Source organism: Marivirga salinae (assembly GCF_030503855.1).
Taxonomy (GTDB): Bacteria; Bacteroidota; Bacteroidia; order Cytophagales; family Cyclobacteriaceae; genus Marivirga; species Marivirga salinarum.
Genome location: NZ_CP129971.1, coordinates 1,946,488 through 1,969,120, shown reverse-complemented (window position 1 = coordinate 1,969,120; position 22,633 = coordinate 1,946,488). Strand labels below are relative to the sequence as shown.

The 22,633-nt window shown below is 34.7% G+C and carries 14 protein-coding genes; all 14 read right to left on the bottom strand.

Translation table 11 applies throughout. The features are described 5' to 3' along the window. Window positions 1-50: 50 nt before the first annotated feature. The 14 genes from sov to QYS49_RS08245 all read right to left on the bottom strand — a co-directional run bounded on the left by sov (window position 51) and on the right by QYS49_RS08245 (window position 22,425). Window positions 51-7,214 carry a T9SS outer membrane translocon Sov/SprA gene (sov, locus tag QYS49_RS08310; protein ID WP_308351317.1) on the bottom strand — a complete coding sequence of 2,388 codons (7,164 nt, stop codon included), beginning with the start codon at window positions 7,212-7,214 and terminating at the stop codon, window positions 51-53. Window positions 7,215-7,227: 13 nt separating this feature from the next. Continuing rightward, window positions 7,228-7,821 carry a Holliday junction branch migration protein RuvA gene (ruvA, locus tag QYS49_RS08305; RefSeq protein WP_308351316.1) on the bottom strand — a complete coding sequence of 198 codons (594 nt, stop codon included), beginning with the start codon at window positions 7,819-7,821 and terminating at the stop codon, window positions 7,228-7,230. Further along, window positions 7,818-10,097 carry an NADP-dependent malic enzyme gene (locus tag QYS49_RS08300; RefSeq protein ID WP_308351315.1) on the bottom strand — a complete coding sequence of 760 codons (2,280 nt, stop codon included), beginning with the start codon at window positions 10,095-10,097 and terminating at the stop codon, window positions 7,818-7,820. Before QYS49_RS08300 ends, ruvA begins: the two co-directional genes overlap by 4 nt. Before the next feature lie 133 nt (window positions 10,098-10,230). Continuing rightward, window positions 10,231-11,337, bottom strand: coding sequence for a DUF4837 family protein (locus QYS49_RS08295; protein WP_308351314.1), 1,107 nt, complete (start codon window positions 11,335-11,337; stop codon window positions 10,231-10,233). A 10-nt stretch (window positions 11,338-11,347) separates the two neighbouring features. Further along, a complete protein-coding gene (locus QYS49_RS08290; RefSeq protein WP_308351312.1) occupies window positions 11,348-12,832 on the bottom strand; it encodes a lytic transglycosylase domain-containing protein in 1,485 nt (494 codons plus the stop codon). Between the two features lie 10 nt (window positions 12,833-12,842). Next, window positions 12,843-14,267, bottom strand: a complete 1,425-nt coding sequence (gene gatA, locus QYS49_RS08285; RefSeq protein WP_308351311.1) for an Asp-tRNA(Asn)/Glu-tRNA(Gln) amidotransferase subunit GatA — start codon at window positions 14,265-14,267, stop codon at window positions 12,843-12,845. A gap of 2 nt (window positions 14,268-14,269) precedes the next feature. Further along, complete coding sequence (locus QYS49_RS08280) at window positions 14,270-14,512, bottom strand: Sec-independent protein translocase subunit TatA/TatB (protein WP_013455447.1); 243 nt, start codon at window positions 14,510-14,512, stop codon at window positions 14,270-14,272. Between the two features lie 142 nt (window positions 14,513-14,654). Further along, on the bottom strand, window positions 14,655-15,860 hold the full coding sequence (locus tag QYS49_RS08275) for a murein hydrolase activator EnvC family protein (protein ID WP_308351310.1): 1,206 nt from the start codon (window positions 15,858-15,860) through the stop codon (window positions 14,655-14,657). Continuing rightward, the gene (lolB1, locus tag QYS49_RS08270; RefSeq protein WP_308351309.1) at window positions 15,850-16,596 is read right to left on the bottom strand and encodes a lipoprotein insertase outer membrane protein LolB1; all 747 of its coding nucleotides are present in this window, start codon (window positions 16,594-16,596) and stop codon (window positions 15,850-15,852) included. Before lolB1 ends, QYS49_RS08275 begins: the two co-directional genes overlap by 11 nt. Beyond that, window positions 16,580-18,352: a tetratricopeptide repeat protein gene (locus QYS49_RS08265; protein ID WP_308351308.1), complete on the bottom strand. Its 1,773-nt coding sequence runs from the start codon at window positions 18,350-18,352 to the stop codon at window positions 16,580-16,582. The genes lolB1 and QYS49_RS08265 overlap by 17 nt, the downstream gene beginning before the upstream one ends. 5 nt (window positions 18,353-18,357) lie before the next feature. Next, window positions 18,358-19,368 carry a sugar phosphate nucleotidyltransferase gene (locus QYS49_RS08260; RefSeq protein WP_308351307.1) on the bottom strand — a complete coding sequence of 337 codons (1,011 nt, stop codon included), beginning with the start codon at window positions 19,366-19,368 and terminating at the stop codon, window positions 18,358-18,360. Window positions 19,369-19,558: 190 nt separating this feature from the next. Further along, window positions 19,559-19,987, bottom strand: a complete 429-nt coding sequence (dut, locus tag QYS49_RS08255; protein ID WP_308351306.1) for a dUTP diphosphatase — start codon at window positions 19,985-19,987, stop codon at window positions 19,559-19,561. 25 nt (window positions 19,988-20,012) lie between these two features. Beyond that, window positions 20,013-21,491, bottom strand: a complete 1,479-nt coding sequence (locus tag QYS49_RS08250) for a lipopolysaccharide biosynthesis protein (RefSeq protein WP_308351305.1) — start codon at window positions 21,489-21,491, stop codon at window positions 20,013-20,015. A 148-nt stretch (window positions 21,492-21,639) separates the two neighbouring features. Continuing rightward, window positions 21,640-22,425: an enoyl-CoA hydratase/isomerase family protein gene (locus QYS49_RS08245; RefSeq protein WP_308351303.1), complete on the bottom strand. Its 786-nt coding sequence runs from the start codon at window positions 22,423-22,425 to the stop codon at window positions 21,640-21,642. Window positions 22,426-22,633 lie beyond the last annotated feature (208 nt).

The window sequence follows — 22,633 nt, the reverse complement described above, 5'->3', positions numbered from 1 at the left end:
CTATTTAATAATTCTTCAAAATTACACTCTTTTTTTGGATGCAAAAATAATTATTGCAATCCGAACCTAATTTGTACTCCAAAGGCTGTATTTGTGGTAGGAAAGGAGTTTTGAACCCGCGGTTCGTTGAAATTTCTTTGATAATAAAAATTAAGGTTGAGTCTATCATTTACAGTGTAGTTAACCGTAGGTCGAAGCTGAAAGTTGATAGTACCATCTACTAAGACATTTCGCCCATCATCTAATGTTCTTTGGACGACTTCAGTATCTCTGACTGTAATACTAAGCTGCATAGTCAAATCATTATCGAGAGAAACCGTTCGACCATTAACTTTAAATGGTAAAGTAAAATTAGGATCAGTAAATCCTATATCAATCACTATATCATTACTTTTTTGATCTGTGATTTGAGAGGTTTCTGTACTTAATGCCACATTTCGTTCCTTTTTATATTCAAATTTGGCTGTTAATCTTCCGGAACTTCTGAGACTAACACCTATTAAGGGAGAAAAACGTTCTGAAATCAACACTTGGCCTATTGTATATACAGGTAAATAGAAACCACTATCAGAAACCACAGAAGGCAAAGGGTATTGTTCAATATTATTACTGAGGTTTAATTCACTTTCAGAACGATAGACTGCATTATTAATATAATTATTAATGGTTAAAGTTGATACATAAGCATGACTTAAACTTACACTAGGAAAAACATCTTTTATAGCTTTAATATTAGTTAAACCATTATAATCGACACGCCAATTAGGTAAAGGTAATTTTGGAAAAGGGTTAGTAGATATTTCATCAGTAGAAGTACCAGTATAGGCTGCAAGGAATGAAGGAATCAACACATCTTGATGGTTAATTTGATATTCCCCACTACTGGTATTAGCTTCAGAAAGTCTTTGCCTTATACTTTCTCTATTTTCTCTTACTTCCTCAAAAAGAGGTGATGAAGAATCATCAGTAGGCACAAATGAAGTTTTTATCATATTATAACTCATTACGTAATTACCACTCCTGGAAGGTGTGAGATTTACAAATGAATTCGATTCATCACTAAATCTGAATAATTCGCTATAATTATCATTTATCGTTCTATTTACATCCAATTGAATGCTTAAATCCTTAACTGGTTCAAGAGTAGCTTTTAAATCCAATGTTTTTACAATGGATTGTGTATAAAAGCTCGATTGAGAAGAAGATGTAGCCAACCAATTATTTTCAGCAGCAGTATAGCGGATACTTGGATCTTGACTACCAAAAACAAAGGGCAAACCTGGTGCTGTTAAGGATGAATCTAACCCAAATAAATAGGCTCTATTTCTAAAGCCTGGTAATAGTGTCCCTCCTCTTTCAGAATAACTTCCGGTTACATTCTTTAAAGACATCAATAATTTCAAGAAACCTTTTACTATGGGAGCTCCGGGCTGAGTCCAAGTAGTATCTTCTTGATTTGCTCTCATTCTAGGTGGGTTATTTATACTATTAAGAACCTTCACTTTATTGTATAACTTATTCATATCCAATCGTGAATTCAGTCCCCATTCATTACTATTCTGAATAAGATGCCCCAGTGTATCAATTTGATTAAGTGAACCAGAGGTCCAATTATAATCAACCTTATAACGTGCTTCTGCAGAAATCCAATCCGTTAATGGGAATTTACCTAGTGGTAATTGATATCCAGCAACTACACTCTGATCAAAATTCTTCATCCTTCCAAAATTCTGAAGATTGGTCATTATAGAATCCCGTTTAATCTCACTGTTAATTTCTCCTGCTGGTTCGTCTATAATTGAAAATGCCCTTGCTGTATAGTTTACATTTAAATTCTCAGTTAAACTCCAATCAAGATTATAATTTCTATTTAAGGTGAATGATTTTTGAAATTGCGGCTCAATTCCATCTATGGTTAGCCTATCATTTCTTAATTGAGTTTTAATATAACTTCTATCCAAATCGGCCCTCATACTAAAAGTGGTAGGTAAAGGGTTAATGTTAATATCTTGAATTAATTTTAGATAAGGAGAACTCAAAAATCCAACATTTTTCAATGGTGCAATACTTGTATTTGGGAATCCGTAACTATACCCTACAGCACCTTTATAATTCTTTGTAGCAAATTCGGCTGTTTGCAAATTACTCCTTAAGATGTCACTATAAGCATATGTGAAATCGAAGTTAGATATTGCTATAGGCAATACTAGCTTATCTGTTTGCTTCCTTTCTTTACGAACATTTGTAAAGTTTATACTTCTTCGTACTTCTTGATCAATTACTAATTGGCGGTAATTTTCAGCTTCTTCAGCAGTTTCAAAACTTTCCAAAGCAGCAGTAAGCGGGATATCAGGATCTCTAGGATCAAAAAATGGAGTGGCCGTAAAAGTTTGATATCCTAAATACATTGGCACTTTTATACCAGATTCTTCATTAAAGAATTTACCTAAACTAAAATTTGCAGAAACATCGTAAGATTCAGAAGTCTCCCTAGTTCTCTGTGCAATGTTTTGTTCAATTCCACCAAATCCAACAGTTGTATAGCTTGTTCCTAAAGTTATATTAGCAAAATCAGCTAATTGAGTATTTAAAGTTGCATTGGCTGCCCATCCATTTGTCTGATCAAAATCAGTTACTCTCATTTCATTTGCCCAAATACAAACATCTTGGGGCATGGTGTTACTTCCTCCTTCTGGATTTCGAATACCTATCATCATGGTTTGGACAGAACTCATGTCAGGCCTACCTCTTACAGTTAAAGTATATTTGCCAGATTGCTCAGTAAATGGCAGTAAAACATTTTGATTCCCTAAAGTTCTGTTTCGTCTAGCTTTCAACTCATAAAGTCGATCTAAATCTAAATCAATTTCATTTTCTAATGGCCATATTTCTCTTTCATCAGTTGTTTGGTAAGGCGTGATTTTTAATGGAAGTTCAATTTCATAATAATTATCATCAAAATCAGTCCCTAACCTAACAAAGGCCGTAACCTCATCATCGTTAACATTTGGGCTTTGAGCATGCAGAAATAATTTAATTCTACCATAGTTAACTAAATCAAAGTTCACGTTTTTAAATGCTGCTACACCTTTACTATCTTCAAGATCATCCACGCAAAGTTGAATTGATTTTTCATCTTGTCTTACCTGATTAGCCACTGCTGCAATGTCTTGATCCCTTGTTATGCCAGGAGGCAAAACATAAGGAACTTTCCCAGGACCATTTTCCGAATTTGCTTCTATACTTACAGATGAAATCACAAGATTTGATGGCTTTGTTTCAGGAGTTTCAATAATTCCAGTTTTTTCTAATGAGCCATCATACTTTCTCCATTGGGAGCCTACTAATCTGAAATCTGCCATTCTTAAAACCACAGGCTGTTCAAATTCAGTTAATATAGTTCTGATATACCGGATTGATTTGAAACCATTAATTTCACCTTGAGTTCTTGAGGGGTTTCGAACTGGTATTCGAAATAAATACCATTTCACATTCTGATTTTCATCAGAAGCAGCAACTTCATCTACAATCAAGGGATTTGTGGCGACATTGAGATCATTCTCATTCAATGATACCTCATATTCATAGTATTCTTCTAAGGTTGAAACGGTCTTGTCATTATTTAAATCCTCTGAATCAGGATAACGACTACCTGATGGGTTAAAAGTATCTTCCCCACTGCTTGCTGGTGTGTTACCTTCTGTACTACTGAAATTTTTATATCGTTCTATAACAGGAGCTTCTCTCTGGTCAAATTCATCTCCCAAGAAATACGTAAAATTATCTGCGGCAACATCATTCAAAATTCGATCTTTTGCTTCTTCCGAGATTGCAGGATTTGAATTGATTTCATTTACAAATTCATTATAAAATTCTGCTTCTTGATCATTTCTAACTCCATCTAATCCAACATCTTGATTAGGTCTTGCGTTTTCAATATTAGAAAAAACTTCTGTCACAGGAGGATCAGAAGGCACTCTACCTTCTTCCGTTATATTTACTTCTGCCAAATCATCATAATCTTCTGGCAATCCGTTTTCAAAAGCAAGTTTATTATCGGGCAGCACATCCTCAGATACACTTCCTAAATTAAAATACAGCTTTCCTCCTGTGGTATTATTGGTTGCATCTTCAGTTCCATCATCTACTATTCCTCTTTGTGTATCAATATATGGATCCATCAACCAAAATTCGATATACTCAATATTGTTTTTATCAAAATCTACTTCCGATGTTATGGGTCTTGTAATTCCAGCCCAATTTTTTTGGGGGTTTTTTAAATATCCATCATTGGTAAGGTCGCTATTAAAGTTATACATCCCTCTTTCAGAAGGGAAATAGGCTATATCAAAGGTTTGTAATATATTACTTCCCATGTTTCTATCCCTATTCTTATAAATTTCCTGCATTATTATACCTCTAGCATAATGATTCTCACGGGCCTCCTCTGACATGACGGCTGCATTTGGTCCGTTTGTATTGTAAATGGTAGTATTATCTATATTATACCACGATAATTTTCCTCTCTTTTTATTAGCTCCCCATTTCCCTTGATCCATAAATCTATTATCTTCCGTCTCAGGAGTTGCCGCCATTTTCCAACTCACAAAATCACTCCCTAAATTATTTACAGTAACCGATTGTTCAAAGTCATCTAAATATGCAGCTCCTTGTCCATCTACTTGACTGCTCGTAGATGGAATTAATTGTGCAAACTCACCTCTAAAAGTTAATGAGGAAGGCGCTTTTGTATCTAAGAAAGGCAGGAAATCTACCATTTTCGTTAGAAATGGCACTTCATCACTATAATTCATATCCAATCCCCATTTCGTATTACTTGAAGGCTCAGAACCGATCGTATATCGAGATACGCCCAATGGCCTTTGGGTATGACGAAGTACAGTGGCTCCAATGTTTATTTTATCACTTACAACATAATCAAAACGAGTTCCCACTAAAGTTTTAGATTGGAAATTGAACATATCTTCCGTTTCAAAATCAATATCTATATCTCTGCCTGAACTGAGAATTCCTTCATTTAATATGATTACTTTACCTAAGTTATAATCTACTCTATAATCAATCCCTTCCTGGAGGGGGGTTCCACCGGCACTTACACGTACCGAATTTTCTGCCACATTTAAGCCTGGAAGTGCAATCTCTGTTGCAGAACCGCTACTTTCATATTGCCCCTTAATAAAAAACTTATCTTTTGAAGTTAACTGCTGCGCATCATTTTTGGTGGATTCATAAAGCGTATTAAATACATATTTACCTCTAAAGGTTTGTTCGTCAGCTCGAAATTGTTCGCTCAAACTACTTCCAAAAGGCTCCAACACAGGGAAAATAATTTTACCTTCTTCCTGATTAATGGTTAAACCATTGATGTAATCAAAGTTACCATCTGGTTGAGGATCATTATTCTGGTTTAGACTATCTAAATTAAATACTCTAAGCAATGGAATGTCTCTTAATGAACTCTCGTGTAAACTTGGGTTATCCTGGCCTGTTCTATCATCACGATAAATAATCCTAAGTTGAAAACCATCTTTGCTTATTCGATTGCCTTGAAGGTTATAAATATTTTTCATCATTAAATCCCAAGTCGGAACATCCACATTGATTTTAGAGGGTCTTAAAAGTTTTAATAGAACCACTTCATCATTTGACCTGCTACCATAATTTTCCGCCATTTCACCTACTTGATAGCGTTGACCATTATAAGTGTATTCAAATGACACTGCTAACATTTCATCATTCTGTAGTTGTCTTCTTAAAGAGATATAGCCTAGCGCTTTATCAAAAGTATATTCTGTTGCATCTAGTTTTCTTGCCACATTAATAATTTCGTAATCCACAGTTCTAGATAGTTCAGGATTTGAAGTTTCTAAAGTGCTTAAGAAATTATCATAATCTTTATTGTAACTATTAATATCTTCCCAAAGGCTGTTGGCATCATTATCGGTAGGATTGTTGGATGGCAAACTAGGTTTTAAAAATTGATCTTGATAAATATCATTCGGATTTGCTTCTCCCAAATCCATAAAGGCCGCTATTGATCTTAAGTTTTGAGTATTTTGATTTCTATTAAGGACATATACTTCTACTCTTCTTATGTCCAAACTGGAATTAATCCTTGGCAAACCATTTAACCATCTTTCATAATTATTTCTAAAAAAATGACCCAAGAAGAAATGTCGGTTTTCATCATAATCGGAAGATCTAACTTCAAATTCTTTTCTTTGAGCTCCTCCTTCTACTTTTATACTTTCCGCTTTCCCCCTTTGAGTAGAAGCAACACTGGTCACAAAGAGATGCCCAAATTGCATTTGGGTTTTAATACCGAACAAGTTTTGTGCACCAGACATTAAAGAATTATTGACGGGCATACTCACATTCCCTATTTCAATTTTTTTCAATATTTCTTCCTCATATCCGGTATATTCTACTTTCAAGTCATTCTGAAAATCAAAGGAATTATTATTGGCGAAATTTGCGGTAATAGCCAATTTTTCACCAACCTTACCAACCGCATTCATATTAATCTGCTGATCGAATTCAAAACTAGAATACTTTTGAGCTTGAACTGGCAAATTTGGATTTTCATTTTTAGTGATACGTCCACCAAAATCGAGAGTGATAAATCCATTAGGAACTAGTTCTACAAAACTGCCCCCAAAAAGTCGATCAAAAACAGGGCTGACATAAAGTGGCGGAATTAGAGAACGACCACTCACTGCACTTTCACCATCCAAGCCTAAGGAACGCTCTTTCCAATATTCTTTTAATATCCTATCATCTTGATAATTAGAGAACTCCTCATAAGACATAGAGGATGTTGGTCTAAACTTTATATCTCCTATAGTTTCATACATTGTATAATTAAAACCAGTATCAATTTTGACATCCATATTTAAGGCCGCGGGATCTTCCAATAATAAAGGACTATTTCCGGCTTGGCTTGAAAATGGATCACCATATCGATCTTGAGCTTGGTAAGTTGGCCTTCTGGTAGGTTGATAATTTTTTACACTATCAGTTTCGGTGGAATCAGTTGCAACTGTATCTTGAGATTGTTCAGTGGTTTGCTGAACTTCTTGGAACAAATTAAAGGCAGAACCGTTAAAATTTGCGTATAGATTTATGCTACCTCCAAAAATGAAAGTAAAAACCATTATTACCCATAAAAGAAGTTGAGTGCTTCTACTTAGCAAAATACAATTTAGTTTAGGCTGATTTTAAGGCTTGCTTTATTAATTGCTCTAAAGTAATATTTTCCTTGTTAGCTTGCAATATCTTATCAATAACCTTTTCAGCAGAATTTTTAGCGAACCCTAAATTTATCAAAGCAGATAACGCTTCGTTCCTCAGGCTATTGTTTGAAACAGCAGAAGATTGGCTAGATTCTGAAATTAAACCTTCCTTTTTGTATCGGTCTTTCAATTCCAATATTACTCTTTGAGCAGTTTTTCCACCTATGCCTTTTATCGATTGAATTTGTTTTACATTCTCAGCCACTATTGAAGACTTTATTTCATTTGGATTCATAGCTGACAACATTCCAATAGCAGTTGAAGGTCCTATCCCCGAAATACCAATTAAATCTAAAAAGACAGTTCTTTCTTCTGGCAAATAAAAACCAAAAAGGGTTTGAGAATCTTCTTTTACATGAAAATGAGTAAGAACTTTAGCCTCTTTCTGATTTTTAAAAGCATCATAAGTGGATAGTGGAATAATGACATGATACCCTACTCCCCCAACCTCCATGATTAGGTGAGTAGGTTCAAGTTCTACTAAAATTCCTTTTAAGTATGAAATCATAAATTTGATCGGTTCTGATGGTCTTGTGCATCCACTACTGAGATGGCTACCATATTTACTATTTCTCTGATAGAACTACCTAATTGCAAAATGTGAACAGGCTTATTCATTCCCAATAAAATTGGCCCAATTGCTTCTGCATTTCCTAATTCCATTAATAATTTATAGGCAATATTTCCAGATGCCAAACTTGGGAAAATAAAGGTATTAGCTCCTTTATCAGCTAATTCACTAAATGGATATGTCTCTTTTAACAATTCTTCATTAACCGCAATATTAGCTTGAATATCTCCATCTATTATTAAATCAGGCCATCTCTCTTTTGCAATTTTTCTGGCTTTAGCTGTCTTCTCTGGTATATCTCCTTTACTACTTCCAAAATTCGAATAAGAAAGCACCGCCATTCGTGGCTCATATCCAAATACTTTTGCTCCTCTAGCTGTAAGACCAATGATTTCTACCAATTCATCTACAGAAGGATTGGTATTTACAGTAGTGTCTGAGAAAAAGAAAGTACCTTTTTTGGTCAATAAAATATACATACCAGCTACTCTTTTCCCTTCTTCTGCCCCAATGATTTCCAAAGCAGGGCGAATTGTTTTAGGATAATCTTTAGTAAGACCGGAAATCATAGCATCTCCTTCTCCTAATTCCACCATCATGCTGCCAAAATAATTTCGATCGCGCATTAATTTTACTGCCTCATATTGCGTAACACCCTTTCGCTTCCTTTTATCATAAAGCACCTTCCCATATTCTTGACGTTTTTCATCATCTAAGAAATTATCAATGATGGTTACGCCTGCTAAATCTAATTGATGGGTTTCGATAAGTGCTTCTATTTTTTGGCGGTTACCCAATAAAATAGGTGTCGCAATACCCTCATCAATGACCATTTGAACAGCTTTCAGAATATTCACATTATCTGCTTCTGAGAAAACCACTCGTTTAGGATCTTTCTTGGCTTTCGTCAATATCCTGTTCATCAATTTTTGGTCAACTCCAATTCTTTTTTGAAGATCAACATCATATTGCGCCCAGTCGCGAATATTCGTTTTTGCTACTCCTGATTTCATTGCAGCATTAGCAACAGCAGGGGAAATAGTAGTAATTAAGCGAGGATCAAGAGGTTTTGGAATTAAATATTCTCTTCCAAAAACGATTTTCTGATCGTCATAAGCTTTATTGATCAACTCTGGAACAGGTTGTTTAGCCAATTCAGCAATAGCATAAGCAGCTGCCAATTTCATTTCTTCATTGATGGCTGTGGCTCTTACGTCCAAAGCTCCTCTGAAAATATATGGAAAACCAATCACATTATTTACTTGGTTAGGATGGTCCGACCTTCCTGTAGCCATGATGATATCTTTTCGTGCTGCCATAGCATCAGCATAAGGAATTTCCGGATCAGGATTCGCTAGTGCAAAAACAATAGGATTATCCGCCATTGCTTTGATATGCTTTTTGTTGATTACATTCCCCGCAGATAAGCCTAAAAATACATCCGCACCTTTCATGGCATCCATGATTTCCTTAATCTCTGTATTACTAGAAGCAAACATTTTTCCGGATTCACTTAAATCATCTCTGTCCTTTGTAAGCAAACCTTTTCTATCAAACATGTAAATATTTTCCAGCTTTGCTCCAAGCGAATGATAGAGTTTAGTGCAGGAAATAGCTGCAGCACCAGCTCCCAAAACCACAATTTTTATATCTTCAATCTTTTTATCTACTAATTCTATCGCGTTTAGAAGAGCTGCGCTTGATATAATAGCAGTACCATGTTGATCATCATGCATTACAGGAATATTCATTTGTTCCTTTAATGCAGTCTCTACTTCAAAACACTCCGGTGCTTTTATATCTTCTAAATTGATTCCACCAAAAGTGGGTTCTAGAGATTTGATGATTTCTACCAGCTTTTTTGGGTCTTTTTCCTGTATTTCGATATCAAAAACATCAATACCAGCAAATTTCTTGAATAAAACTCCTTTTCCTTCCATTACAGGCTTAGATGCATCTGGTCCAATGTCTCCTAAACCTAGAACAGCGGTTCCATTAGAAATTACCCCTACCAAATTTCCTTTAGCTGTGTATTTATAAGCGTTTTCTTTATCTTTTTCAATCTCCTTGCAAGGCTCTGCCACACCTGGAGAATAGGCTAATGCCAAATCAGATTGAGAGCTTAACATTTTGGTTGGCACCACCTCAATCTTTCCTGGAGTACCTTGCATATGATAATTTAATGCATCTTGTCTGCGAACTTTCTTTGGCATAATAATTCTATAAATTTGTTATAATTCGATCAATTCGGAATTTAATATAGTTATCCTAACTGAATAAATAATATTAAAGTAAATTTAGAAAAGACTGTAATAATCTACAGCATTAACCAAGATTTTTAACAGATTAGTCCTGTATATTCTCAGGGACTTTTGCAGTACCTAAAATAGCTTTTAACCTACGCATTGGTTCGCGCTTTGATTCTCCTGGTGCATCTAAATAGCCTTCTAGATAATATAAATCACCAGATTCTTCATTAGCAAAAAGATAACTTACAAATGCGCCACCTCTAGAATTATCAGAGTATTTCCATAAGCCTTTTATTCTTAATGCATATTGATTATTCAGATTTACCGTATCGATTACAAAATCAATTTCATCCTGACTAGTCAAATGTAAATCTGGCAGATCTTTATCTGTGATGTATTTTTTTCCTAGTGAATTCCTTAGTGATTTGATTTTTGTAGGATCAAAGACAGATTCATCATTGTAAGGCATTTTAACTATCCAAATATTATATTCCTCTTTGGTATCTAGTTCTCTTAACCATATAAAATGATCACTTTTTTGTGCAATATCGAATCCAAAAGGCACAATCAATTCAAGGTTTAAAGAATCGTTAATATAATTCATAATACCTTTTTGAGCCGTATTTTTGAAAGATGACACTAATCTTTCAGCTTCTTTATCATTAAAAAACTCTTTTATCCCTGCTTTATTTGCTTTTATATTATTGATTAATTCCTCTTCATTTCTGCCAAACAAGTAAAGCACTTCTTGCCCACGCGCATATACATCCTGTTGATTGAAAGAAAACAAATCAGGATTCTTTTCAATTTGATTTAAAGAGTTTTCGGTAAAATACTTTTTCATGTATTTCCCTTCAGGTTTTTTATTATCTAATGTGGCTACAAACATTAAATTTTGTGAGGCTTTAAATACACTATTGAACTTACTCGGGTCAACAGGCTTTAGATCATATAATTTCTCGTCTTGTGGAAGTACCTTAACGTTTGATGTAAAAACCTCTCTTAATAAACCACCTAATTCTCCATCCCACAAGCTTGGAGGAACAACGAGAATAACTTCTCCTGATTCACCTCTAGCTTTTTGCATATTAGAGCTAGAAACTTGATTTTCTTGACCACCTTTTCCTTCATCATTGCAGGAAATCATGAAAAATGAGGTGATAAATAAGATAGATAAAAAATATAATTTATTGAATTTCAACATAATGCTAGTTTTATGAATTTTCATTAATCTTGAGTACTTGACCAGGCTTTATCCCATTTCCCTCCAAATTATTTAATTTTTTCAACTTCTCTACCGTTAACCCATCAAATTTTCTTGAAATATCCCATAATGTATCTCCATTTTGAACTCTGTACTCACCAGATTTCAAAGCTACATTTTTATTTGGTACATTTTTTTGACTTATTGCTGCAAGTTGCTTATTTACTCCATCATAAAAATCATCAGCAACCCAAATACTTAAAGGCTGACCAACTCGAATAACGGTACCTCTCAAATTATTCCATTGTTGTAAATCTGCAATCCTAACATTATAGGTCTGGGCAATTTTACCTATGACATCACCTGATCTCACTTTATAAGTTAATTTTTGCCTGCCATAAGTACTACCTACCTCATTCCTAGCCAATTTCTCGAAATGTTCCTTCCCTTGACCGGCAAAACGCATTATATCTTTAAGATTTTCAGCAACAAAATTTTTCTGGTTGGATGGAATTCTTAATGGATACATTGGATGTTTATCTGAAATGACGCCACGTTTTAATTCTGGATTAAGGTCGTTTAAAGTTTCTAAACATATTCCTGAATGCTCAGCAAATAAGGGTAGGCTTAAAAATCCATTTATTGAAACCGTTTCATATTCTGGCATGTACTCATATTCTTCAATAAAGAAATTATGTTCTTCCAAATAATTCATGCTGTACATTATCGCAATAAATTGAGGAACATAAGACCTGGTTTCTCTGTAGAGATAAGGGTAAATTTCCCAGAAATTCTTTTTATAGCCACTTCTTCTGATGGCCTTACGAACATTTCCAGGGCCAGTATTATACGCTGCTAAAGCTAATGGCCAATCATTATAAAAATATTTATAGAGAAAAGTAAGATAACGGCAAGCAGCATCTGTTGATTTCTCCATATCCATTTTCTCATCTAAATACCAGTTTTCTGATAATCCGTAATCCACTCTTCCAGTAAGCGGCATAAACTGCCATAAACCAACAGCACCTGCTGGAGATTTAGCTTTAGGATTTAAGCCAGACTCCACAATTGCTAAATATTTCAATTCATCTGGTAAATTGTATTTTTTCAAATAGCGCTCAATCATTGGAAAATACTTAGTCTGCAATTGGGCCACTTTTCTAGTATACTCTCTGTCTGTAACTGTAAAATAGCTGATAAATGAATTGACTACAGGATTATAAGTCAATGGTATTTCATTCTCAATTTTAGATAATCTTTCTTGAATGATTTCCTGTTCAAATTCAGGAACGTATTCATATTGGTGAGAAAATTGAATTAGTTTTCTATCTAAGGTATCGTCTGTACTAATTGTAGTATCTGTAAGTGTAGATACAGTTAAAGTACCGATTGCAGTAGGAATAGACAAAGAATCAGCTTGCTGGGCGTTTAAGGGTGAAATTATAAATGCCCAGCACAATCCAAAAATCAATATATTTCTAACCTTTCCCTGCATAATAATAAGATTATGATTTAATCAAATAATCAGCAAATGCATATAATTCGCTTTCTTTGAAAATATCGGTCATAATTTGTAAGCCAATTGGTAAATTTTGAGTATCCGTACCATTAGGAATTGAAATAGCCGGAATACCCGTCACATTAGCTTGAACGGTGAAAATGTCCTCTAAGTACATTTCAGCAGGATTATCTCGGTTTGATCCTAGTTGAAAAGCGGTTGTTGGTGTGGTTGGCATTATGATGAAATCATATTCCGCAAGCATTGCTCGAGTTTCATCTCGAAGGATTCTACGAACTTTTTGCGCTTTAGTATAATAAGCATCAAAATAGCTTGCCGAAAGCACAAAAGTGCCCAGCATAATTCTTCTTTTCACTTCCTCTCCAAATCCTTGAGAGCGAGAAAGCTTGTACATGCTTTCAATATTATGTGCTTCTGGAGCTCTATATCCATAGCGAACGCCATCGAAGCGAGATAAATTAGTACTTGCTTCTGCTGTAGTTAAGATATAATAGGTAGGCAATAAATAATCTAAATGCGGAAATGTGACTTCATTGACTTGATGTCCTTCACTTTTAAGCCATTCCAATTTAGAAAGAGTAGCTTCTTTAATTTCAGATTGTAAAGCTTCATTTTCTAAAGTTTCCTTTACATATGCAATCTTCAGCTTTTTATTGAACTGAAGATTATCAGCATAAACAGGTACATCTTCTCTGGAAACAGTACTATCATATTCATCATGACCCGCTACTACCTCTAAAATACGAGCATTGTCTTCAATATTATTTGAAAAAACACCAATGCAATCGAAAGAAGAGGCAAAAGCGATTAAGCCATAGCGAGAAACTCTAGAATAAGTCGGTTTAATGCCTACCACGCCACAAAAAGCTGCTGGTTGTCTTACCGACCCACCAGTATCTGTCCCTAAAGAAGCCATGCAAAGTCCAGCTTGTACTGAGACCGCTGATGCGCCAGAAGAACCACCAGGTACCCTTGAGTTATCTGCCGCATTTAGAGTGGGGCCATATGTAGAATTTTCAGTAGAAGAGCCCATTGCAAATTCATCACAATTTTGGGCTCCAATAATAATAGCGTCTTCCTCTATCAATCTCTGAACTGCCGTTCCTGTAAATTGGGATTCAAAACCTTCTAAAATTTTAGATGCAGATCGGACTTCATGGTTTTGATGGACCAATACATCCTTTATGCCTATCACCAGACCAAAAAGTTTTCCTATGGGTTGACCAGCATCCAACTTCTCTTGAAGTTCATCAGCTTTAGCCAAAGCCTCAGTATCATAAACATCTAAAAACACATTGAGATGCTTTTGCTCCTCAATTTGCTTTAAATAATGCTCTACAACTGATTTTAGGGTATACTTCTGTTGCTTCAGCTCTTGCTGAAGAAATTTGAGACTGTGATAGGTTTCCAATTTTATTGGTCTTTAGTATTGCTACTTTCAGTGCTATCTGTTTTAGAGGTTGTATTTTTAGTACCTCCGTCTTCTATATTATCTTTAATTTCTGTTGTAGCATCTTTAAATTCTCTGATGCCTTTTCCTAAGCCTCTTGCAAGGTCTGGAATTCTTTTAGCACCAAAAAATATCAAAATCACTAACATGATCAGAAGAATTTCCCATCCTCCTAATCCTCCTAAAAATGCAAATACTGTGTTCATTGCTTATTGAATTATAAATGTGATTGTAAAGTTAAATAATATTTGACTGCCTAAGCAATCACTCATCAAAAAATTGACAGCTTATTATTGAGAAAGGTAAAGAATGGGAGAATAGTTCAGTTATTCAATTCAATTTTTAATATCACTTCTTAAACAACCATTGCTCTGGATTTAGTTTCTGGTTATTCTTCCACACTTGGAATTGGATTTCTGAGGTGCCATCATTATCTGTATAAACAATACCTAAAGTTTCTTTAGCGGTTATTTTATCCCCTTTCTTTACTTTCACTTCTTTTAGTTTTGCATATACAGTGAAATACTCCCCGTGTTGCACCATCACTACATTGTTCATACCTGGAATGAAAGCCACATTTCTTACTTCTCCATCAAAAACGGATCTTATCTCCTCATTTTCATTGGTTTGGATATCAATTCCATCATTATTGACCTGAATATTTTTATAAACAGGATGTGGATGGGTTCCGAATTTTTGGGAAATGAAACCTGAATTCACTGGCCAGAATAATTTATTTCTATTGCCAGCGAAAGAATCTGACAGTTCTTTCGCTTCCGGAGTTAGTGCAAATTTAGTAGAGGAAGCTCCCTTAGAACTTTTCTCTATTTCTTTCTTAATTAAATCGGCTATGATTTTTTCAAGATTATCAACTGCCTTTTTCCTATCCTCAATTTCATTCTTAACTTGTTTCTCCCGCTTATTTAACTCCGCAACTAAGCTACTTTGTTGTTGTTTTAGTTTATTTAATTCTCTATTCCTGAAAATCTGTTCTTGCAATAAGGTGCTTTTTTCCAACCTTACCTCTTCCACACTTTCTTTTTGGCCGATTAATAAATCTTTAATCATTTCAATTTGAGAGGCTTGCTGTCTACGCATTTTACCGTAATACTCCATATATTTAAGGCGCATAAACATTTCATAAAAAGAGGTTGAAGCAAAAATATAGGCAAGTTTGCTTAAAGACTGATTACTTTTTTGGGTAGCATATAGCATACTAGCATATTCTGCCTTCATTTTATCTAAGTCGCTTTCCATAGAGTTAATGATGCTTCCAATTTCATTCAACTTTTGGTTCAATAAATTAAGCTCGTTAGATATAGAATTTGTTAAGGATTGCTGAGCTTCAATTTTATAATTCAGTGCATTCAATTGTCCAATTGTAGCTCTCTTTTTGGATGTAGTTTGATTTAATATTTTTTCAGCCTGACTGATTTTCTCGAGATTTTCTTTCTTTTCTTTCTCGAGTTCTTCCCTTGATTTTTGGGCATTAGCTAAATGCCCAAAAGTAAAAAGGAAAACGAATAAGCCAATGTGGAAAATTTTAATTTTCATATTTACTGGATACGCTAAAAGGAAAGGAAATCGGAGTATTCCCTACTTCTACTTTTGAATGATTGATTTCAACTTGAGTCCTTTCTTCACCATTTTTTCCTTTTGATATGATTTCTACATCGGTATTAAATGGAAATGCTTGTTCTGCTATGATGTTAAATTCAGAAAATATGATTTCCATTTTACTCCCATCAGGAATTTCACGAACTTTTACATTTCTAACTTTTCTGTTATCAACAGCGGCTGTTGTTTCCAATTCAAACCTCCCTCTTTTTTGACCAATTTTAAGTTCTCCGGATTTTTTCGAAAAATTATCATCTCCTTTAAAATCAAACACCTGATTTCCAAGAAGGATAGATTGCACCATTTCAAAATCTACTTCAAAATTAAGCGTGTTGCTCAAAGTTTCGTAATTATATCGATAGACATCTTTATTGACTCTATCCATGAACACAATAGTGTCTTGACTAATAAAGCCACGAGCTGCTTCTATTCCAAAGATAGGCGAAACTGAAACCCAAATAACACTATCTTTCTTCATTCTAATTGTAGCACTTGAGCTTAAGCTTTTGTCTGGCGAACTAAATCTAATTTTGGATTTAGCTTGTAGATACTCAAAATCAAACTTCTCTAATGCGTATTCTTCCTCCACAGAAGAAGTTGGTAAAAGCTTTTTACCACAAGAGGAAAAAATCAAAACTGCACAACAAATCAACACACTAAATAGACGCATCATAATATTTTTTATTAGATATTTTTTTATCAATTAATTCAGAAGCTCCGCCTAAAGATTTGGCTCTCTTCCATTGTTCCAATGCTTTTTCTTTTTGTCCGTTTTTATAAAGCGCATCAGCATAATGTTCTACAATAGTGGCAGACGACTGATTCTCTACTGCTCTCTCCAGATATTTTAGAGCTTCTTGATATTCTTCCTTCTGAAATAACACCCAAGCGTGAGTATCCAAAAAAGTGGCATTATCAGGATTTGCCTTTACCATTCTAGCTGAAAGTTCCTTTGCCCTTTCTAAATTCTGTTTTTTCAAGGACAAATAATAAGCGTAATTATTTATAGCAAAATAATTAGTCGGATTAGCTTTTATGGCTTCTTCGTAAGTTTTGAAAGCTTTTTCATATTGTTTATCTGCATGGTAGGCATCGGCTAATTGAGCTGCAAAGCTGCTTTTCATCCTATCATTTCCGTAAACAATCGATTTGCCTTGCTCCCAAAACATAATTGCCTTCTTAAAATTCTTTAAAGAAAAATGTGCAGAACCAGCATATAAATACAATACTGGCTGATTTGGGAAATAGGAAAGGGCTTCATCAGCATAATCGATTACATTTTCGTAATTATTATTTTCCATCTCCAAAGACAATAAATTTTGCCATAATTGAAAATTATTACCGTTTATATCCACCGCTTTTTTATAGAAATATTGAGCACTGTCTTTTTCTTCAAGTGCAAAATATAAATCACCGTTTGCAGCATATGCATTGGCATCCGTTGAATGTATTTCTAAAATACTTCTCCCTAAGCCTTTCAAGCTATTCAATTCTTTATCAGTTGAAAGCTTTTGAATAAGCGCTACAAAGTTATTCAGCTTATCTTCCAATGGAATTTCCTCAGAACTAAAAGCACTTTTGAAATGCTTCATTGCCAATTCCATTTCGTTGGATTGTCTGTATAACTTGCCCAGTTCCATTTCAACCAATGCTTGATTTGGATGTTCCACTAAATGATTATTCAAATATTCGATAGCTTCTTTTTTCTTATCATTAGATACCAATATTTGAGAAACAGATACTGCATACTCCCCAATCTTAGGATAAGCTTCTACCAATCTTTTACCTTCAGCAATTGCCTCTTTTAGTTTGTTCTGCTTTAAATAAATTTTTTGCTTTTGAGTGCTTACTTCTTCTAAAATCCCAATTCGCTTCTCAATTCTGTTATAGGTTTTCAAAGCCATATCAGGATTTCCATTGTAAAGGTAAAGAGCTGCCAATTCTAATAGGTAGTCATCTGGCGCATCTTCTGAATACTCATATAAATCCTCATAAGCGGAAATTGCATTCGACAAATCTCCTTTTTCAGTTAAAATTTCAGCTTTCAAAGCTTGGTAATAGTAATTGGTCTCTTCTTTATCTGTTGCTTTTGAAATGTAAAAAAGGGCCTGATCCGTATCTTCACTTTCTTTAAGGATTTTAGCAATTTTAAAATTTATGGCTGCATTGTCAGGCATAATTTGGTGAGCCTTCATGAAGCTGTCCAGTGCTTTAGCTGCATTATCAATAGACAAGAAATGCATACCTTCTACTATTAAAAACTCAACATTAAAACGATCTACCTTTAATGGATCGGCATCAGGCAATATATCTTCTTGTTGAGGGATTTCTGGAGTTTCCGGAGTTTGGGCATAAATCGCCAAACCCTGTCCATATAAAAGGCAGAAAATAAGAAGAACTTTAAATATATATTGAAAATTTATATTCACGATTTTTATTCAATCACCTTATTATAATCTCCTATACTCAAATCTTTTGCTGCTCCGTTATACAATACAAAATTCCCTAGCATACTGTTTTTTATTTGTGCTTCAGATATGATGGAATTTGTTTGAATAATACTATTGCTAATTCTGCTATCCTGAACCTCAGTATCGTCTCCGATGGAAACGTGCGGACCTATTACAGAGTTTTTAATAAAAACATTCTTGCCTAAATAAACTGGAGGTATAATAACAGAATCTTCTATTTTAGAGGATTTACTAATTAATTCTTCACTTTTAATAAACTCCAAATAGCGTTGATTGGTATAAACTGTGGCATCTTTGTTCCCGCAATCCAGCCATTCCGTAACTGTTCCGGGACGCAATTTAATACCCTTATCTTTCATGTTTTCCAATGCCACTGTGATTTGGAATTCACCACCCGCATCTTTAATATCATTATCAAGCAGGTATTGAAGTTCTTTTCTTAAGTCCTCTCCTTTTTGGAAATAATAAATACCAATTATTGCCAAGTTGGAAACAGGGGTTTTTGGTTTTTCAATGAAATCAGTAATAACGTTATCATCATTTACCTTCACCACACCAAATGCGGAAGGATCATCAACTTTTTGAGTCCAAATGATGCCTTCTTCTGAAGTATCCAATTTGAAATCAGCTTTAAATAGGGTATCTGCAAAAGCCACTACCGTATTTCCATCCAATAAATCTTTGGCACACATAATAGCGTGAGCAGTCCCTAAAGCTTCTTCTTGATAATGAATTGAACCTTTTGCTCCAACAGATTCTGCAATTTTTAATAAGCTTTTCTCAATTTCTTCCCCGAAAGAAGATTTAATGATAAATCCTATTTTATCGACTTCGCTTCCGCAAACTTTTGCGATATCTTCTACCAAACGCTGAACAATTGGCTTTCCAGCAATAGGTACTAATGGTTTTGGAACTGTTAACGTATGCGGCCGCATGCGTTTTCCCATGCCGGCCATTGGAATGATAATGTTCATAATTTTTTTATGTTTAGTCCAGCCCCCTAACCCCCAAACGGGGAATTCGCACGGAACTGCATTTAAATTTTAATTTGATTTTGTATCGCTTTATTAAATCTTTAACTTTTAAAATTACAAAAGGAGTGATGAAACAAGCTATTTTTGTAAACTTCAATCTGGGAGCGTTCCCCCTTTGGGGGCTAGGGGACTACCCTGTACTCCCAAAACCACCTGCACTTCTTTTAGAATCTTCCAAAGTATCCACTAAGCTCCAATCAATTTGCTCATGCTTGGAAATCACCATTTGGGCTACCCTTTCTCCAGATTCAATAAAAAAAGCTTCATCTGATAAATTAACCAATAAAATTTTAATCTCTCCTCTGTAATCTGCATCAATCGTGCCAGGACTATTCAAAACCGTTATCCCATGTTTAAATGCTAATCCACTTCTCGGACGGATTTGCGCTTCATAACCATCAGGCAATTCCATAAATAAGCCCGTTGGCACCAAAACCCTTTGCATAGGTTTCAAATTGATAGGCTCATCTAAATTTGCTCTTAAATCTAAACCAGCAGCACTTTGCGTTTGATACGCTGGTAATTCATTATTTGATTTATTTATAACTTTTACTTGCATAATATATTATTCTAACTCAAAAGTATCATTTTAATTTTTCGGAAAAAATCCTTTTGCGTTCATATAGAAACATCAAACCTATATATAATAATGTAATCAGTAATCCCAACCCATAATTAAGCCAAACAGAGCTTGGTTTAAGGTAGAAAAAAGCAACAATTATGATTCCTGCTATTAAAATGTTTAATGATATTTTACCTACCGGATAAGGAATTTTAAAATGTTTTTGACCACTGAAATAACAATAGATCATCATACTGAAATAAGCCAAAACTGAAGTCAGTGCGGCTCCAGTATAACCTAATACCGGGATTAACAGGATATTCCCTATTAAAGCTACAATACCCCCAACTACACTAATATAGACTCCATAATACGTTTTGTCGGTCACTTTAAACCAAATACTGAGATTGATATAGATTCCAAAAAACAATTTACCAAAGAGCAATATAGGTACTAAAAACAGTGCCTCCCTATATTCATCACCACTTAGAAATATTCTCCCTATTAAATCAGCATTTAGACTAACCCCTACCCAAATTACAAGTGATAGAGAAACAAAATAATAAAGTACTTTAGCGAAAAGCTCTGGTGCTTCTTTATCCTCCGCCTGACTGAAAAAGAAGGGCTCCCCTGCATAGCGAAATGCCTGAATTGCCAAAGCCATAAAAATACTTAATTTGAAGGAGGCCATATAAACCCCTAAAGCCGCTTTAGCGGTTTTGTCATCATAAAAATTTTCAGGTAAAATATGAGTAAAAATGATTTTATCTAATTGTTCCACCGATATTCCTGCCAATCCCATTATCAAAATTGGTAATGCATAGACCAACATCTTTTTTACTTTAGGCCAATGGAATTGTAGTTTTTGCATAAATATTTCTTTATACAAAATGAAAACCATTGATAAATTGGCTAAAAGATTAGCTAAAAACACATACCCAATATCATAAGGCTCTTGTGTAGCCCAATTCATCCAACCGTTTTTTGCCAAAAATGGAAAAAGCATTAAAAAACAGAGATTGAAAATTATATTGAGCACTATGCTACTGATTCTGGCAAAAGCAAATTTTCGGGCTTTATGAGCTAATCGAAGTTTTGCAAAAGGAATAGCTACTATAGCATCGACAAAAAAGATGACCGCTAGATATCGGACAATGTAAGTTTGAACATCTAATTCAAGGAATTGAATTATTTGATTAGCGAATATGAAAATACTTCCACTGAATAGCACGGAAGTTAAAAGAACAGCAGTAAATGCGTTGGAATAATAGCTCTCTGATTTTTCCTTGGTGGTAAAACGGAAATATGCCGTTTCCATACCATAAGTATAAATGATATTCAAAAAAGCCGCATACGCATATAATACCCCTATGGTTCCAAATTGCTCTCGCATGAAAACTCCCGTATGTATCGGAACCAATAAATAATTCAGCACCCTACCCAAGATGCTGGGCAATCCATACAAACCGGCTTCAGATGCTAATTTTTTAAGTGGGTTCATGTGTGGGAGTTGGAAGCTTGAAGTTAGAAGTGGGAAGTTGAGAGACCGAATTTGGTTATAGGAAGATGACTACCAAAACGATAATTCATCTTCCTAATTTTCATGCTTGTATAATTCGTAATTACAAAATTCGTAATTAGTAATTAAACTACTCTCCTTTAAACTCAGCAGCTCTTTTCTCTAAAAAGGCTTTTGTTCCTTCTTTGAAATCTTCGGACTTGCAACAAGCTGCAAAGCTATTAGCTTCTGTTTGGTAACCATTTTCTTCACCTGTATAATATCCATTTACACTATCTATCACCATACCAATGGCAAGAGGTGCTTTGCTATTTATTTTACTTAAGATAGAATTGGCTAAAGTCATTAATTCTTCATGACTTTCAGCTATATGATTTACTAAACCAAGACTTTTTGCCTCTTCTGCTCCAATGAAATCAGCTGTCATCATCAGTTCTAGGGCTTTTCCTTTGCCTATCAGCTGAGTTAATCTTTGAGTACCGCCATAACCTGGTATAATTCCGAGGTTTACTTCTGGTTGACCAAACTTAGCATTAGGAGTTGCAATACGCATATGACAAGCCATTGCCAGCTCACAACCACCGCCTAAAGCGAAGCCATTTACAGCTGCCAAGACAGGTTTGTGACATTTCTCTATCATTTCAAACACTTCCTGACCATTTTCAGAAAATTTTCTGCCGTTCATTTCATTTAATTCTGAGATCTCAGAAATATCAGCACCGGCAACGAAAGCTTTTTCTCCTGCACCGGTTAAAATGACAGATTTCACTTCGTTATTATCATAAATATCTTGGAAAGCTTCACGCAATTCTTCTATAGTGGCGATATTTAAGGCATTTAGTTTTTCGGCTCTGTTGATGGTGATGGTTAGTACACCATTGTCATTAGCCAGTTGTAGGTTTTCAAAATCAGCCATAAATGAATTCTTTTTCTTTTAGAATGCAAATATAACGTATGCAGACCCAACCACAAAGAGCAAATTACTTTAATGACAATTGGAAGTTTGCTAGAAATTGAATTTGAAAGACTTAATCGAGGAAAAGGATACATTCAACGGAAAAGCTTATTGCTTGACATCCCAAAATTAGGAGATAGTCGTATATTAAGTGTTTCATGTAAGAAAA

What these genes read in the sequence shown, in the direction of transcription:
- dut (WP_308351306.1), bottom strand. Translation starts at nt 19,987, where the DNA reads ATGCAAGTAAAAGTTATAAATAAATCAAATAATGAATTACCAGCGTAT.
- lolB1 (WP_308351309.1), bottom strand. Translation starts at nt 16,596, where the DNA reads ATGATGCGTCTATTTAGTGTGTTGATTTGTTGTGCAGTTTTGATTTTT.
- QYS49_RS08290 (WP_308351312.1), bottom strand. Translation starts at nt 12,832, where the DNA reads ATGCAGGGAAAGGTTAGAAATATATTGATTTTTGGATTGTGCTGGGCA.
- QYS49_RS08260 (WP_308351307.1), bottom strand. Translation starts at nt 19,368, where the DNA reads ATGAACATTATCATTCCAATGGCCGGCATGGGAAAACGCATGCGGCCG.
- QYS49_RS08275 (WP_308351310.1), bottom strand. Translation starts at nt 15,860, where the DNA reads ATGAAAATTAAAATTTTCCACATTGGCTTATTCGTTTTCCTTTTTACT.
- ruvA (WP_308351316.1), bottom strand. Translation starts at nt 7,821, where the DNA reads ATGATTTCATACTTAAAAGGAATTTTAGTAGAACTTGAACCTACTCAC.
- QYS49_RS08280 (WP_013455447.1), bottom strand. Translation starts at nt 14,512, where the DNA reads ATGAACACAGTATTTGCATTTTTAGGAGGATTAGGAGGATGGGAAATT.
- QYS49_RS08300 (WP_308351315.1), bottom strand. Translation starts at nt 10,097, where the DNA reads ATGCCAAAGAAAGTTCGCAGACAAGATGCATTAAATTATCATATGCAA.
- QYS49_RS08250 (WP_308351305.1), bottom strand. Translation starts at nt 21,491, where the DNA reads ATGAACCCACTTAAAAAATTAGCATCTGAAGCCGGTTTGTATGGATTG.
- QYS49_RS08245 (WP_308351303.1), bottom strand. Translation starts at nt 22,425, where the DNA reads ATGGCTGATTTTGAAAACCTACAACTGGCTAATGACAATGGTGTACTA.
- QYS49_RS08295 (WP_308351314.1), bottom strand. Translation starts at nt 11,337, where the DNA reads ATGTTGAAATTCAATAAATTATATTTTTTATCTATCTTATTTATCACC.